Origin of the sequence: Amycolatopsis sulphurea, assembly GCF_002564045.1 — a bacterium.
In the GTDB taxonomy this organism is placed as follows: Bacteria; Actinomycetota; Actinomycetes; order Mycobacteriales; family Pseudonocardiaceae; genus Amycolatopsis; species Amycolatopsis sulphurea.
Map to the genome: position 1 here is coordinate 1,301,997 of NZ_PDJK01000002.1, position 13,346 is coordinate 1,315,342.

At 68.7% G+C, this 13,346-nt stretch carries 17 protein-coding genes and 1 pseudogene; 9 read left to right on the plus strand and 9 right to left on the minus strand.

What is annotated here, in order from left to right; genetic code table 11:
* Positions 1-283 precede the first annotated feature (283 nt).
* From ATK36_RS32865 to ATK36_RS11970, 3 genes are all read left to right on the plus strand, one after another.
* A complete protein-coding gene (locus tag ATK36_RS32865) occupies positions 284-424 on the plus strand; it encodes a hypothetical protein (RefSeq protein ID WP_211291862.1) in 141 nt (46 codons plus the stop codon).
* Between the two features lie 216 nt (positions 425-640).
* Entirely contained in the window at positions 641-1,504 is an 864-nt protein-coding gene (locus ATK36_RS11965) for an alpha/beta fold hydrolase (protein WP_170069703.1), read from the plus strand.
* Positions 1,505-1,561: 57 nt separating this feature from the next.
* The gene (locus ATK36_RS11970; RefSeq protein WP_098511327.1) at positions 1,562-2,434 is read left to right on the plus strand and encodes an NBR1-Ig-like domain-containing protein; all 873 of its coding nucleotides are present in this window, start codon (positions 1,562-1,564) and stop codon (positions 2,432-2,434) included.
* Between the two features lie 157 nt (positions 2,435-2,591).
* Here ATK36_RS11970 and ATK36_RS11975 read toward each other — a convergent pair whose 3' ends face one another.
* Complete coding sequence (locus ATK36_RS11975; RefSeq protein ID WP_098514821.1) at positions 2,592-3,575, minus strand: GlxA family transcriptional regulator; 984 nt, start codon at positions 3,573-3,575, stop codon at positions 2,592-2,594.
* A 249-nt stretch (positions 3,576-3,824) separates the two neighbouring features.
* Here ATK36_RS11975 and ATK36_RS33485 point away from each other — a divergent pair, with 249 nt between their 5' ends.
* The 5 genes from ATK36_RS33485 (at position 3,825) to ATK36_RS12000 (ending at position 6,922) form a co-directional block, all read left to right on the plus strand.
* A complete protein-coding gene (locus ATK36_RS33485) occupies positions 3,825-4,121 on the plus strand; it encodes an SRPBCC family protein (protein ID WP_245914651.1) in 297 nt (98 codons plus the stop codon).
* A gap of 192 nt (positions 4,122-4,313) precedes the next feature.
* Positions 4,314-5,951, plus strand: coding sequence for an acyl-CoA carboxylase subunit beta (locus ATK36_RS11985; RefSeq protein ID WP_098511328.1), 1,638 nt, complete (start codon positions 4,314-4,316; stop codon positions 5,949-5,951).
* A 7-nt stretch (positions 5,952-5,958) separates the two neighbouring features.
* On the plus strand, positions 5,959-6,171 hold the full coding sequence (locus ATK36_RS11990) for an acyl-CoA carboxylase subunit epsilon (protein WP_098511329.1): 213 nt from the start codon (positions 5,959-5,961) through the stop codon (positions 6,169-6,171).
* Positions 6,172-6,266: 95 nt separating this feature from the next.
* Entirely contained in the window at positions 6,267-6,683 is a 417-nt protein-coding gene (locus tag ATK36_RS11995) for a hypothetical protein (RefSeq protein WP_141544423.1), read from the plus strand.
* Positions 6,680-6,922, plus strand: a complete 243-nt coding sequence (locus ATK36_RS12000; protein ID WP_098511331.1) for a hypothetical protein — start codon at positions 6,680-6,682, stop codon at positions 6,920-6,922. The genes ATK36_RS11995 and ATK36_RS12000 overlap by 4 nt, the downstream gene beginning before the upstream one ends.
* A gap of 90 nt (positions 6,923-7,012) precedes the next feature.
* Here ATK36_RS12000 and ATK36_RS12005 read toward each other — a convergent pair whose 3' ends face one another.
* The 7 genes from ATK36_RS12005 to ATK36_RS12035 all read right to left on the minus strand — a co-directional run bounded on the left by ATK36_RS12005 (position 7,013) and on the right by ATK36_RS12035 (position 11,531).
* Positions 7,013-7,417, minus strand: coding sequence for a hypothetical protein (locus tag ATK36_RS12005; protein WP_098511332.1), 405 nt, complete (start codon positions 7,415-7,417; stop codon positions 7,013-7,015).
* Between the two features lie 12 nt (positions 7,418-7,429).
* Positions 7,430-7,855, minus strand: coding sequence for a TetR family transcriptional regulator C-terminal domain-containing protein (locus tag ATK36_RS12010; RefSeq protein ID WP_098511333.1), 426 nt, complete (start codon positions 7,853-7,855; stop codon positions 7,430-7,432).
* A 34-nt stretch (positions 7,856-7,889) separates the two neighbouring features.
* Positions 7,890-8,642: an ESX secretion-associated protein EspG gene (locus ATK36_RS12015; protein WP_098511334.1), complete on the minus strand. Its 753-nt coding sequence runs from the start codon at positions 8,640-8,642 to the stop codon at positions 7,890-7,892.
* Positions 8,643-8,651: 9 nt separating this feature from the next.
* Complete coding sequence (locus ATK36_RS12020) at positions 8,652-10,061, minus strand: hypothetical protein (RefSeq protein WP_098511336.1); 1,410 nt, start codon at positions 10,059-10,061, stop codon at positions 8,652-8,654.
* On the minus strand, positions 10,061-10,693 hold the full coding sequence (locus ATK36_RS12025; RefSeq protein WP_098511337.1) for a DUF3558 domain-containing protein: 633 nt from the start codon (positions 10,691-10,693) through the stop codon (positions 10,061-10,063). Before ATK36_RS12025 ends, ATK36_RS12020 begins: the two co-directional genes overlap by 1 nt.
* The gene (locus ATK36_RS12030; RefSeq protein WP_098511338.1) at positions 10,690-11,022 is read right to left on the minus strand and encodes a hypothetical protein; all 333 of its coding nucleotides are present in this window, start codon (positions 11,020-11,022) and stop codon (positions 10,690-10,692) included. The genes ATK36_RS12025 and ATK36_RS12030 overlap by 4 nt, the downstream gene beginning before the upstream one ends.
* Positions 11,023-11,279: 257 nt before the next feature.
* The gene (locus ATK36_RS12035) at positions 11,280-11,531 is read right to left on the minus strand and encodes a hypothetical protein (RefSeq protein WP_098511340.1); all 252 of its coding nucleotides are present in this window, start codon (positions 11,529-11,531) and stop codon (positions 11,280-11,282) included.
* A 318-nt stretch (positions 11,532-11,849) separates the two neighbouring features.
* Here ATK36_RS12035 and ATK36_RS33490 point away from each other — a divergent pair.
* A pseudogene (locus ATK36_RS33490) lies at positions 11,850-12,095 on the plus strand (MFS transporter); the annotation flags it as partial.
* Positions 12,096-12,179: 84 nt separating this feature from the next.
* Here ATK36_RS33490 and ATK36_RS12045 read toward each other — a convergent pair.
* Entirely contained in the window at positions 12,180-13,226 is a 1,047-nt protein-coding gene (locus tag ATK36_RS12045; RefSeq protein ID WP_098511341.1) for a cation diffusion facilitator family transporter, read from the minus strand.
* Between the last annotated feature and the right edge of the window lie 120 nt (positions 13,227-13,346).

Below are 13,346 nucleotides of genomic sequence, written 5' to 3' on the forward strand. Positions count from 1 at the left end.
GCAGACGCGGCCGAGCTATTCCCGGACGTCGCCGGCGGTGACCACGCTCTGCTGGCCGGGCAGAGCACGCAGCCCGGCCGCGCAGTGTCGGCGGACGGCGGCAACCGGGTGAGCAGGCGCTGGCAGTTCGCCTCCGGCATGCCGTTGGCCACGCATCTGCACAGCGCGATGAATGTCGAGGACACCGGTCAGTTCCTCGCGCTGGTGACGCCCTCGTCGCAGGTGACCTTCGTCGAGAACGGGGACGTGCTCGGGCTCCGCGCGACGAGCAGCACGGGCGTGGGTGCTGGAGGTGTGGCAGGACGCGGAAGAAACCCTGGATTCCGGCGAAATGCTCGGCACCGAGCAGGAAACGCTGATCCGGCTGGCCCTCAACCACGTGACCTGGGGAGTGCAGGAGATCGGCCAGATCGTCCACCGCTGAGCGGCGACGACCGCGATCCGGCGTGGGCCGATCGACCGGTTCCTGCGTGACCTGGCCACCGGCACCCAGCGCCTCACCTCCAGCCCGGTCGTCCTGCAGAACTGCGGGAAATGGCTCAGCGGCGCGCAATCCGGGCACCACTGGGAGTTCGTCACGCCGGCCCCGTGACCGGCGGACGCTGATCGGTTGCTGATCGGCCCGGTCCAGGCTGCCCGCGTGAACTTCGACTACCAGCAGATCCCGGTCGGCGGCGACGTGTCACTCACCGTGGCGGTCGCCGGATCCGGCGCACCCGTCGTGCTGCTGCACGGTTTCCCGCAGACCCACCTGATGTGGCGGCACGTCGCCGCCGACCTGGCCGCCGATCACACCGTGCTCTGCCCGGACCTGCGAGGCTACGGCGCCAGCGGCAAACCCGCCGACCCGGACGGGCAGGGCTACGCCAAGCGCACCATGGCCGCCGACGTCGTCGCGCTGGCCAAGGCGTTCGGCCACGAGCGGTTCGCGCTGGCCGGGCATGATCGCGGCGCGCTCGTCGCATTCCGCGCCGGGCTCGACCATCCGGACGCGGTCACCCACCTCGCCATGCTCGACGTGCTGCCCACCCTCGACATGTGGGACGTCCTGCACGGCGCGAACGCGGCGGTGGCCTTTCACCTCTACCTGATGGCGCAGCCACCCGGCCTGCCCGAGCGCATGATCGGTGCGGCGCCGGACGAGTTCTTCGGCCACTTCCTCGACCAGTGGGCCCGCGATCCGGCCGCCATCCCGGCCGGGATCCGCGCGGAATACCTCGCCGCGAGCCGCGCCGCCGTCCCGTCGATCGTGGCCGACTACCGCGCCTCCGCGACCGTCGACGTCGAACACGACCGGGCCGACCGGGCCGCGGGCAACCAGCTGCACATGCCCGTCACCGTGCTGCAGCAGGACTGGGGCGCCGCCCTCGGCTACGACGCTGCCGCGCTCTGGCGCGCCTGGGCACCCGGCTGCGTGCACGACACGGTGACCTGCGGGCACTTCATGGCGGAGGAGGCACCGGCCAGGATCACCGAGGCCCTGCGGGACCTGCTGGCCCGCTGACCTTCCGGCCGGAGCGCCCCACCGCATTGGACTGGGCTGTCAGAATTGTCCGGACCTGTGATCCGAGGACCGGGAGAACGATGGCTGACGGGGCAGACCATCCGGCGCCCCCCCGGGACACTCGCCGCGGAGCTGGCCGCCCTGCGGGCGCGGGCCGGGAACCCGTCGTTCCGGAAGATGGCCGGACGCTCAGGCCGGATCTCGCACACCACCCTGCACGAGGCGGTCGGCGGCAGCCGCTTCCCGTCCTGGGACACCACCCGGGAGTTCGCCCGCGCGTGTGACGCGGACGAACTCCCGTGGCGGCAGCGCTGGGAGGAACTCAAGGGCCTGCCCGTGGCGGCGGCTCAACCACCGGCCGTTGCCGAATCAGCGGCAACCGCTGAACCGTCGGCCACTGAACCGCCCGCTCTCCACCCGACCGAGCCACCCGTGCTCGTCCCGGAACCGCGACGCCGCCCCCGGCGGAAGTACGCGCTGGCGGTCGCCGCGATCGTCACCGTGGTGCTCGGCGGGGTGGCCGCGTTCGTGGTGCCGAAGCTCGGTACCCGCAGTGGGGACATCAGCGCCCGTGTCTCCGGGGACAACACGAAGTTCGTCGCCGATGTGACCGTGCCGGACGGCACCGTGATCCATGCCGGCGAGACCGTGCAGAAGGTGTGGGAGATCGAAAACTCCGGTTCGGTGATCTGGCACGAGCGGTACCTGCAGCGAATGGACCTGCCGCCGGCACCGGGCACCTGCCGCACCCCGGACCGGGTACGCATCGGCGACACCGCGCCCGGCGAGCACGCCATGATCAGCGTCTCGGTCACCGCGGCGGACAAGCCGGGCGCGTGCTGGATCGGCTGGAAGATGGCGGACGCCACGGGCACCGAGTTCTTCACCACCCGCCGGCCAGTGTACGTGCTGGTCACCGTGGTGCCTTGAACGTCAGGACGCTGTCAGATTCTGTAAGACCCGGCGCGGCTGGTACCGGACACCCGGCTCCACGGACGAGGATGGCTTATGCGTCCGAAGGCATTCGTCCGCGATCCACTGGGGGTCGGTCCGTGGCAGCTTCTCCCGTTGCCACGGACCGTCGATCTCAGGCGCTCCGTCGGAAGGTCGTACGGTAGGCGCTCGGCGAGACCCCGAGCGCGCTCTGCAGGTGCTGACGCAACGAGGCGGCGGTGCCGAACCCGGCTTCGGTGGCCACGCGATCGATCGGCAACTCCGACTCCTCCAGCAGCTGCCTCGCCCGCTCCACCCGCTGCTGGGTCAGCCACCGCACTGCGGACATGCCCACTTCTTCGCGAAAGCGCCTGGTGAACGTACGCGTGCTCATGGCCTCCTTCGCAGCCAGCTCCCGCAGCGTGAGCGGCAGGTGCAGGTGCTCCAGCGCCCACGCCCGCGCGGCCGCAGTGGACGACGACCGCGGCTCGGGCACCGGACGGCGGATGAACTGTGCCTGCCCGCCTTCGCGGTGTGGGGACACGACGGTGCCGCGCGCGACCTCGTTGGCCACTGCTGCACCGAAGTCCCGCCGAATCAGGTGCAGGCACAGGTCGATGCCAGAAGCCACGCCCGCCGAAGTGAACACGTCGCCGTCTTCGGTGTAGAGCACGTCTGGGTCGAGCAGTACCTGCGGGTACGCGCGTTGGAGTTCGTCGGCGGAGCGCCAGTGCGTGGTCGCCCGTCGCCCGTCGAGCAGCCCAGCTGCGGCGAGTACGAATGCACCGGTGCAGATGGACGCGATCCGGGTACCCGGCCGGACCAGAGCCATCGCCTGCGCGACCGACGGTGTCAGCGGTCGCCCGGCAGCTTCGTACTCCGCCGACGACGCGGTGACCACCACTGTGTCCGCTTCGGCGATTGCTTCCGGCCCTTGGGCGATGGGGATGACGAAGTCGGCGTCGGTGTGTACGGAGCCCGGCTCCGGAGTACACGTGACGACCTCGTACAGCGGTTCCCCGTCGGCCGACCTCGCCTGCCCGAAGAGCCGCTGCACGATGCCCAGCTCCATCACGAGCATGCCGTGGCGCACCAGGACGGCGACCTTGTGCCGGTCGGGATGACGAAAGACGGACATGGCCTGATTCTTCCACAGGTCGTCCATCGGGCCAGGCCGCAGCAGACTTGACCGCATATGCCTCAATGGTTATATACGGGTACGGCACCCCCTGCGAACGACGCGGTCATGTCCCCCGAGCTGCAGACCACCGGCTCCGGCCAGCCCCGCGTGAAGCTGACCCGGCGGCTGTCCCACCCTCCAGGGAAGGTGTGACACGCAGTCACCAGCCCCGACGAACTCGCGCACTGGTTTCCCACCGCGGTCACCGTGCCCGAACCGCCCGCGGCCGGTGCGCGGCTGGTGTTCACCTTCACCGAGACCGGGGACAGTTCCGAAGGCGAGATCCTGGTCTACGACCCGCCGTCGGTCTTCGAGTTCGCCTGGAATTCCGACGTGTTCCGGATCGAGGTGACCCCGGCGGGCGAAGGCAGCCACCTCGAATTCACGCACACCCTCAACCGCGGCGAGTCCGCGATCGACGGCTGGCCGCCGGCCGCCACGCCACCGGCTGGGACGTCTGCCTTGACGCGCTGGACGCCCGGCTCGCCGATTCAAGGTCCGTGAAGGTCCGCGAAGGGGCCCTTCACGGACTCTGAATCCAGGGTGTCGGCAAAGTCGGTGTGAGGGGCCCTGCGCCGCCACCGCGGAGGTCTGTGAAGGGCCCCTTCACAGACTCTGAGTCCGTGAAGGGGCCCTTCACTTGAGGGAGGTCTACGCCACACGCGGAGCGACCACACAGTAGTTAAGCTCCGCTTCATGAGCAGTGCGACGCAGCCGCTCGGGACACCGCCCGAGGGAGAACCGGACATCCACACGACGGCCGGCAAGCTCGCGGATCTGTACCGCCGTTACGACGAGGCGGTGCACGCCGGTTCGGACCGCGCCATCGAGAAGCAGCACGCGAAGGGGAAGAAGACCGCGCGTGAGCGGATCGAACTGCTGCTCGATGAAGGCTCCTTCGTCGAGCTCGACGAGCTGGCGCGGCACCGCTCCACCAACTTCGGGTTGGAGAAGAATCGTCCGTACGGCGACGGCGTGGTCACCGGCTACGGCACTGTCGACGGACGGCCGGTGTGCGTGTTCAGCCAGGACGTCACGGTGTTCGGCGGCGCGCTCGGCGAGGTGTACGGCGAGAAGATCGTCAAGGTGATGGACCTGGCGATCAAGACCGGGCGCCCGATCATCGGCATCAACGAAGGCGGCGGCGCGCGGATCCAGGAAGGCGTGGTCTCGCTCGGCCTGTACGGCGAGATCTTCCGGCGCAACACCTTGGCCTCCGGCGTGATCCCGCAGATCTCTCTGATCATGGGCGCGAACGCGGGCGGGCACGTGTACTCGCCGGCACTCACCGACTTCGTGGTGATGGTCGACGAGACCTCGCAGATGTTCATCACCGGCCCGGACGTGGTGAAGACGGTGACCGGTGAAGACGTCACCTTCGAGGAGCTGGGCGGCGGGCGTACGCACAACACCAAGTCCGGCGTCGCGCACTACCTCGGCTCCGACGACGAGGACGCCATCGCCTACGTCAAAGAACTGCTCTCCTACCTGCCGCAGAACAACCTGTCCGAGCCGCCGGAGTTCGACGCCGAGCAGCCACCCGCGGGCTTCTTCGACGACGCCACCGAGACCGACCGCGAGCTGGACACACTCATCCCGGACTCGCCGAACACGCCGTACGACATGCACGAGGTCATCGCCCGCGTACTCGACGACGGTGAGTTCCTTGAGGTACAGGAACTGTTCGCGCCGAACATCCTCGTCGGCTTCGGCAGGGTGGACGGCCAGAGCGTGGGCGTGGTGGCGAACCAGCCGACGCAATTCGCCGGCTGTCTCGACATCGACGCTTCCGAGAAGGCCGCGCGCTTCGTACGGACCTGCGACGCGTTCAACATCCCCGTACTCACCTTCGTCGACGTACCCGGCTTCCTGCCCGGCACCGATCAGGAGTGGAACGGCATCATCCGCCGTGGCGCGAAGCTGATCTACGCCTACGCCGAAGCCACCGTCCCACTGATCACCGTGATCACGCGCAAGGCGTACGGCGGCGCGTACGACGTGATGGGCTCGAAGCACCTCGGCGCGGACGTGAACCTGGCGTGGCCGACCGCGCAGGTCGCAGTGATGGGCGCGCAAGGCGCCGCGAACATCGTGCACCGCAAGACCCTCGCGAATGCGGCCAAAGAGGGCCAAGACGTCGACACCCTGCGCGCCGACCTCATCCAGGAGTACGAGGACACGCTGCTGAACCCGTACGCGGCTGCCGAGCGTGGCTATGTCGACTCAGTGATCGCTCCTGCACACACTCGCGCTCACATCGCGAAGGCGCTCACTCTGTTGCGTACGAAGCGAGAGTCCCTGCCCCCCAAGAAGCACGGCAACATCCCCCTGTGAGGCTTCGATGAGCGACGCTCCCCTGCTCCGCGTAATACGCGGCAACCCGGACGACGCCGAACTGGCCGCCCTCACCGCCGTCGTCGCCGCAGCCGCCACTGCGACCACTCCGGCACCGAAGCGGCGGCGTACGTCGTGGTGGAATGACCGTCAGCGGAGTACGCGTGCTCCGCTGACGCCCGGCGAAGGTGCCTGGAGGGCGTCGGCGCTGCCGCACTGAGGTCTCGACAGTCCTCAGGCTTCTATTCATTCTAAAATAGTGCTACTCTCACTGCTGACAACCACCCGCTTTCACCTGTCAGCAGAAGAGGGGTCGTGGCCAACACCAGGACTATTGAGGTCTCAGACGAGACTCTGGCGCGCGTACGTCTGCTCCAGTCGGCTTGGCAGACCTCTGCCGACGCTGTCATCGACCGCTTGCTGAATGCCTTTATGCAGGTCGATGCGGCCGTGCCCGAGCCGGCCGAGCCAGACCGGCTCGAGGTCCACGCGACCTACGAGGGCAAGCTCGTCAAAGGTTCCTTCGATGTGCGCACGCGGTACCTGACGATCACCGAAGGCCCGCTCACCGGCCAGTCCTTCAAATCGCCGAGCGGAGCGGCCATGGCGCTCGTGCAGCACTTGAACCCCGAGGTGCGGAGCAACCGTAACGGGTGGACCTTCTGGACGATCACCGACACCGGCCACCCGCTGCAGACCGTGCGGTCCGACGGACCACGGCGATTCACATGATCGCCCTCGTCGTTCTGGTGATCGGCGCCACCTCAGCCTATGTTCTGCTGATGGCCGTCTTCGGTTACCTCGCGCGGCAAGCACAGCGGAAGGCGCCGCCGGACAAACAGGTCGAAGTCCTCGATGCCATCGCACGACTCGCCGCCCAGCTGTTCCGGCTGTTCCCCTTCGCGCTGGGGCAGCGGCGTCATCGCGCCGGAGAAATCGCTGCCCCCTCCCCGGAAAAGCAGACAAGGTGAGCACCCACGCTTTCCTCAGGCGAGAGCTCGTGGCCAGCGCCGGCCACGCCTAGCTGAGTTCTCAAGAGTTCTCAGCGAGTGCCCTTGCGGTCAGCGCCGGTGCTCAGCCTCATCCGGAGCATCCGCGCCCGCGCGGGCCAGCAGCTCCTCCCGGGTGACCACCCCGCCCGGCCGGATACCGCGCAGCAGCAGGAAATCGCCCGGTTCGACCTGGTCGTGGACGATCTCCACATCCTGGACCTCGTGACGGTCGGTCCATTCGATGCGGATCAGGCAGCCACCCGTCCGGGTGAGCTCGTGCACCTGCGACACGGTCGCGAGCCGCGCCTTGGGGACCTGCTGCCACCGGCCTTGCAGAAACCGCCAGCGGTCCGCCTGCTCGGACGCGCGGAAGCGCCGGTCCAGCCGATCGACCCGGCCCTGGAAGGACCGGATCGCGACTCCGGTAAGCACCGCTAACACAGCCATGCCGAGCAGCCAGAACACTGCTTCCATGACCTCAAGATCTTACCCGTCCCGGCCGGGCCCGCCGAAAAATCGCTCGACCAGTGCATCGGTGAACTCGCGCGGTACGGGGGCGCCGGTGGTGCCGGCGGCTGCTCGACCGCCTGCGCCACCTCGAAATCCGCCGGGAGTTCCCCGCGCTCGGCGGCGCGGTCGAAGGGCAGCCGGTCGCGGGGCGTGCCGGCCACGCAGATGTTCCGTCCGCAGACGCGCGGCGAGGTCCGGATCGTGCTGGGCCTGGCCGAGCAGGACCCGGAGCATTGCCCCGGCGTCGGCGGTGGTGGTGAGGAATCCGGCCACGGTGACGAGGTACTCGCGCAGGTCGGCGTGGCCGGGCGGGACCAGCTCGTCGGCGAGGTCCTCGGCCAGGGCATCCCTCAGAATGTCCACTTTGGACGGCCACCGGCGGCAGCTGGTCTGCTTGGCCACCCCTGCCCGGTCCGCGAGGAACCTGCCAAGGTCCTCAGGCGAGCCCGCTGAGGGTGAGGTTGAGGGAGTCGATGAGCGTGGCGCGGTTGCCTGGACACATGGCTGCTTCCTGTGCGCCGCTGTTGTCGGTGCGGGCGAAGGCGAGGATGCGCCCGGTCCGGGTGAGGTCGTAGACGGTGAGCGGACTGCTGCGGACGCGGTTGCCGCCGTGGCGGGTGGCGGCGTAGAGCTTGTGCACGGCAACGCGTTCAGTGCGGACGAGGTGCCGCATCTGGTCGGCTTGCCCGGATGCTTCCGAGAGCGGGTCGACGCCTCGACCGTAAAAGTAGGCCGTCGGCACCCGCAAGTGGCTGATCCTGGCGGGCGTGTAGTCGGGCAAGGCGCCGACGAGGCTTGCCGCCAGTTCGTGCGCCGGGATCGGGTCGAGCTGGATCGAGCGGTGGTCGGTGATCAGCCGGACGGCGTCGCGGCCTGCGGAAGCGACGAGCACAGCACCATTGTCGTCTGGGCGGTGGACGAACGAGGTCCAGGAGTACAGCTCCCTTTCGGCCGCGGCGAGCAGCTCCAGCGTCGCCCGGAACGAGGGAGTCAGCCGTCCCTCCGGTGTCGCCAGCCGCAACCCCTCGAACCGGGACAGCGTGCGTTGTTCCAGTTCCCGGGAGAAGTCCGCGGTCGCGTAGGTGTCGCCCGGGTCGATGACGGCGGGCAACGTGCCCCCGCCGACGTGGTTCCACGCGACAAAGAACGCCGGGCGCGGAATGCGCACCGGCCGGTCGAGAATCGTCATCGGTTCGCGTCAGCCGCCGATGGTCGGGGGCGTGGGCGGGAGCCCGGTGCGCGGGTCGCGCAATCGGCCGTCCTCATCGTCGGTGATGTCGAACGCGGAATCGTCATCCACCCCGTAGCGGCGCTGGTGTTCCTTGTCTTCCTCGCCCTTGCCGCCCCGGCCACCGGCCGCACCCATGCCGCCCATACCGGACCCGCCGCGCGACCCTGCCGCATTCCGCGCCCCGGCACCGGTCGCGGGCGAGCCGTGACCCGCCCCTCCCTCGACGGTGCCACCGGTGCGCCCTCCGGCACCCAGCCGGCCCGCAGCGTTTCCTCCCCGACCGCCGGAGCCTGAGCCACCGCCGGGCTCGGATGCACCGCCGCTGCCGGAGCCGCCCGTCGGGCCGAACCCACCAGCCGACCCGCCGATGGGGCCGAACCCGGCTGCCAAGGCCGGCGACCACGAGTTCCCGCCCCCGCCAGCCGGAATCGAGGGCGAGGGAACCCAGCCCGAGCCCGGTCCGGTCGTCCGGTTCGGGTTGGGCGGTGTCCATGCCGCCGCGGTCGTGCCGTCGCCCGGCCCGGTTCCCACCGGGTGGTTCGGCGACTGGGAGGTCGGCAAGGGGCCGCTCGAACCGGGAGGGGGAGGCGTGCTGCCGGGGGAATTCGGGGTGAAGGTGGTCGACGGCCCGCCGCGTGTGTGCGACGGCCCGAACGCCGACCGGGGGTGACCAACGGGTCCGTGCTCGTCGTCCGGACCGCCCGTCGCCTTCGTGTCAGGCTGGGAAAGGGTTACGTCGCTGTCGAAAGCAGTCAGCTGGCCGTAGTCCGTGGCGAGTGTCTGCCCGCTGGTCTGGGCGTGCTGGGTATAGCCGTGATACCGGTCGAGGTTCTCCTTGACCATCTTGTTGTACTGGTTGATCTGGTCCTCGGTGTCGGTGTCCCACCACGTCGCCTCGTCCCAGAGGTTCTTGTGCGGCGGAGCACCCGGCATCGGCTGCAGGCTCTGCTTCATCGCGTCGAACCCGTGCGCGAGATCGGTCAGGTTCTGGCTGTTGCCGGTATAGGTCGTGGCGGCCGCAGTGGTGGCGTCCGCGAACGGCTTGATCCGCGCCTGCGCCGCATCCGCCCCGCCGCCGGTCCACGCCGACTCCAATCCAGCGCTCAACTGCTGCACCCACGCGCCGGCCTGATCGTGGTCACTCGCCATGCTGGTGGCCTGCTGAGCACCCTGATGCCAGCTCTGCGCACCCTGGCTGGCCAGGATCTTCGCCACCAGCTCCGGAGCCGGGACCGCATTATCCCCGAGATTGCCGTGATAGAGGTCACCGAACCAGTGCCCCACGTCCTCGGCCAGGTCCCCGACCCAGTCTCCGCCGTCTTCCAACGCATTCCCCACGGCTTTCGCCGCGTCGCCGACCACATCGAAGAACGACATCACGCACCCGCCTTGCGCTTCAGGTTCGTGACCACCATGCCCGCCACCCGCTCCGACAGGACACACGGATCAACCCCCGCGGCCAGCTTGGCATCGCTGGGCGTCAGCGACACATCAACCGACGACTCGTCAGTGATGCCCACGCTCACCTGGCAGAAACCATTCTTATCGCCCGCGCTGACCGACGAAGACGCAACAGCGGGAAACCCCTGAATAGGCGACAGCTCCCGCCACAGCTTGGACCGCGGTTTTGTGTTCTGGTACAGCCCACTCAGCCCCTGACGAGGCTGCGTCGCGTAGTAAATCCCTAACCCCGCCCCGGCGTCGATGTTGCTCCAATCGCACTCTGGGCCGATTCCGGGGAGTGTGTCCGGTTTGCCTTGGGGCACCATGCCGAAAATCTGCTTGAGCTGGTCCGAGGTCAGCGCCTCCTGACAGGGCGGCCCGGACAGCACCGACGCCGGCAACGGACGCTCCACTTTCGGCGCCCCGCTATGCGGCAACGCCGCAGCCGACGACGCCGGCACCGGCGCGCTGCTCGCCGGAGCAGCCACCGGCCCCCCCGAACATCCCGCAGCAACCGCCACGACCACAGTCGCACCCAGACCGGTCGCGAGCGTTCGGCGCGTCATACCGCGAACCCCCCACCCTGCGTGCCCGCGTCCTTCACATCGGATGTAGCCTGCTCATCCGATGCCTCGGTGATCCCCAGCGCCTTCTCCAGCCGATGCACCAGCTCCTTGGCATAGGCGTACTCCTGGTTGACCTGCTCCTCACCAAGGACGAACGTGCCCTTCGGCTCACCGCGGTTGACCAGCAGCTTGTTGTAACCGTTACTGCCCGGCTCATTCGCCGGAGACGTCAGCTGCGTCAGGTTGTACGCTCTTTGCCGCATCTTGCGGAAGTAGTCTCGGACGGTTTTGGCCAGCTTCAGCATCGACAACGCGTCATCACGGCTCATCGTGAACCCCGGACCACCCGGCGAACCACCCCCACCTGATGCACCGCCACCCACCGCGGCACCTCCCGCGCCGAAAGCGTCGTTGATATTGAACGCCAGCCCGTCAAGCCACCCCGGCCCCTGTACAGGTTGAGACACTGCCCCTACCCCTCCAATGATCTACGCCCGCCCACAGGACAGTCCGTACGCACTTACCGACAAGCACCGTAGCGAACCAGTCACACAGAGGTGGCCGGTTCACCGGAAAAGGACCACCGTCACACAGGAAACAGATCCCAGGCCATCAGCCCAGCGTGGCGGCGCGTCAAGGCCTCGTACTCGACCCACCCACGAGAATCGTCCGGACCACCAGCCGCCAGCATCTCCTCATACGCAAGACCCTGCGCCGCCAACACAGCAGCCGCCTGCCCATCGTCCGCCGCAGCCACACCGCGCATATCGGCTGAGCACGGCTCCCTGTGCTCAGCCAGCTTGTCGAACAGGCCGATCATCTTGGAGCCGTCGCGCACAGCGAGTGCTGACGGTAATAGTCGCCGTACTCCAGCTCCGCGCCGGCACCGCTCGGTCCATCCATTCCTCCACGCTAGTGCCTGCCGAATTTGCCTCGTTCTTTCGTGGGCGCTTCGATGCAGACCTCCATGCCGATCTTCGTCCAAGATCTCGGCGCGGGCAGCGCTGGTACCGCGAACGGCGTGCTGCTGTTCGCCAACGGCGTCGGCGGGCGTACTCGGCGGCATCCTGCTGGAGGCGACTAGCAAGCTAAAGCCGAGCGTCCGGCCGCTGCGGTGAGCACCGCGGTGTACGGCATGTCCAGCCTGTTCTTCGCGATGGCTGCCAGCTATCCGATCGCCGTCGTGCTGCTGTTGATCGGTGGGGTGGCGAACCTTGCGTCGATGTCGATCGGCCAGACCGTGGTGCAGCTGCTGGCGAAGCCGGCCGAACGCGGGCGCGTGATCGGTGTGTACAACGTGTCCGCGAGCGGCCTCCGCGCCGGCAGCGGGTTCACTGTCGGCATCCTCGGCTCCGCCGTGGGCGTGCACTGGTCTTTCGGGCTGAGTGCCGCAGCGCTCACCGTCGGCACCGGCGTCGCGGGCTGGTTCTCTTTACGGGCAAGCAAAACCCGCGCCGCCAGGGGGAGCTGCGGCAGGCGGCCCGGCTCAGCGAGTGAGCGCGGGCTCGGTGTGCACGGTCGCCGCGGCCAGGCGGGGAGTTGCGCGCCGGAGGTGGTCCTCGACCTCGTGCGCCAACCGGTGCGCCTGGTCGATGGTGAGGGTGTCGTCGACGCGGATGGCGAGTTCCGCGTGCAGCCGGTGCCCGATCCACCGCATCCGGAGATCAGCAACGTCGTGCACGCCGGGAACCGCGCGGGCGGCCTCCTCCGCACGGTCCACAGTGGAGGGTTCCACGCCGTCGAGAAGGCGGCGGAAGACCTCCTTCGCCGCGTCGCGCAGTACCAGCAGGATCGCGGCCGTGATGACCAGCCCGATGATCGGGTCGGCCATCGGGAAACCTGCCCAGACACCCAGCGCGCCGAACACCACGGCAAGCGAGGTGAACCCGTCCGTACGAGCGTGCAGGCCGTCCGCGACGAGCGCGGCCGAACCGATCTGCCGCCCGACGGTGATGCGGTACCGCGCGACCAGCTCGTTGCCCGCGAACCCGACGACCCCGGCCAGCGCGACGATCCACAGGTGCTCGACCGGCTGCGGATCGAGCAGCCGCTGCACCGCTTCGTAAGCGGCCAGCGCGGCCGAACCGGCGATGATCAGCACGACGGCCACCCCGGCGAGATCCTCGGCGCGGCCGAGTCCGTAGGTGTAGCGCCGCGACGCAGCCTTGCGCCCGAGCAGGAACGCGAGCCCGAGCGGTAGCGCGGTGAGCGCGTCGGCGAAGTTGTGGATGGTGTCGCCGAGCAGCGCGACCGACCCGGTGATCGCCACGAGCACCACCTGCACGACCGCGGTGGCGAACAACGCCAGGAACGACCGCACGAGCGCCTGTACCCCGCGCCGGCTGGTCTCAAGCGCGTCGTCGACCCGGTCCGCGCTGTCGTGACTATGCGGGGTGAACGCATGTCGCACCGCCTGCCACCGCTGGGCGAACCAGCCCACCGGCACCTCCGAAGTGCCGTGCCCATGCCCATGGCCGTGGCCGTGGCCGTGGCCGTGGCCGTGGCCGATGGAGTGTTCAGATGATCCGGACATGCCAATCCTCAGGTCATAGGGGTAGCGACGTGATCGCGGCCGATCGGGTTCGCACCGTACCAGCATACCTGCGTATGCACGCAGATACTTACCCAAGCAGCCAACCGAGTAAGCTCGGCC

Bases quoted from the DNA above. Each gene is read 5' to 3' on its own strand.
- ATK36_RS11975 (WP_098514821.1), bottom strand. From the start codon at position 3,575: ATGTCCGTCTTTCGTCATCCCGACCGGCACAAGGTCGCCGTCCTGGTG.
- ATK36_RS11985 (WP_098511328.1), top strand. From the start codon at position 4,314: ATGAGCAGTGCGACGCAGCCGCTCGGGACACCGCCCGAGGGAGAACCG.
- ATK36_RS11990 (WP_098511329.1), top strand. From the start codon at position 5,959: ATGAGCGACGCTCCCCTGCTCCGCGTAATACGCGGCAACCCGGACGAC.
- ATK36_RS12000 (WP_098511331.1), top strand. From the start codon at position 6,680: ATGATCGCCCTCGTCGTTCTGGTGATCGGCGCCACCTCAGCCTATGTT.
- ATK36_RS12005 (WP_098511332.1), bottom strand. From the start codon at position 7,417: ATGGAAGCAGTGTTCTGGCTGCTCGGCATGGCTGTGTTAGCGGTGCTT.
- ATK36_RS12015 (WP_098511334.1), bottom strand. From the start codon at position 8,642: ATGACGATTCTCGACCGGCCGGTGCGCATTCCGCGCCCGGCGTTCTTT.
- ATK36_RS12020 (WP_098511336.1), bottom strand. From the start codon at position 10,061: ATGTCGTTCTTCGATGTGGTCGGCGACGCGGCGAAAGCCGTGGGGAAT.
- ATK36_RS12025 (WP_098511337.1), bottom strand. From the start codon at position 10,693: ATGACGCGCCGAACGCTCGCGACCGGTCTGGGTGCGACTGTGGTCGTG.
- ATK36_RS12030 (WP_098511338.1), bottom strand. From the start codon at position 11,022: ATGAGCCGTGATGACGCGTTGTCGATGCTGAAGCTGGCCAAAACCGTC.
- ATK36_RS12045 (WP_098511341.1), bottom strand. From the start codon at position 13,226: ATGTCCGGATCATCTGAACACTCCATCGGCCACGGCCACGGCCACGGC.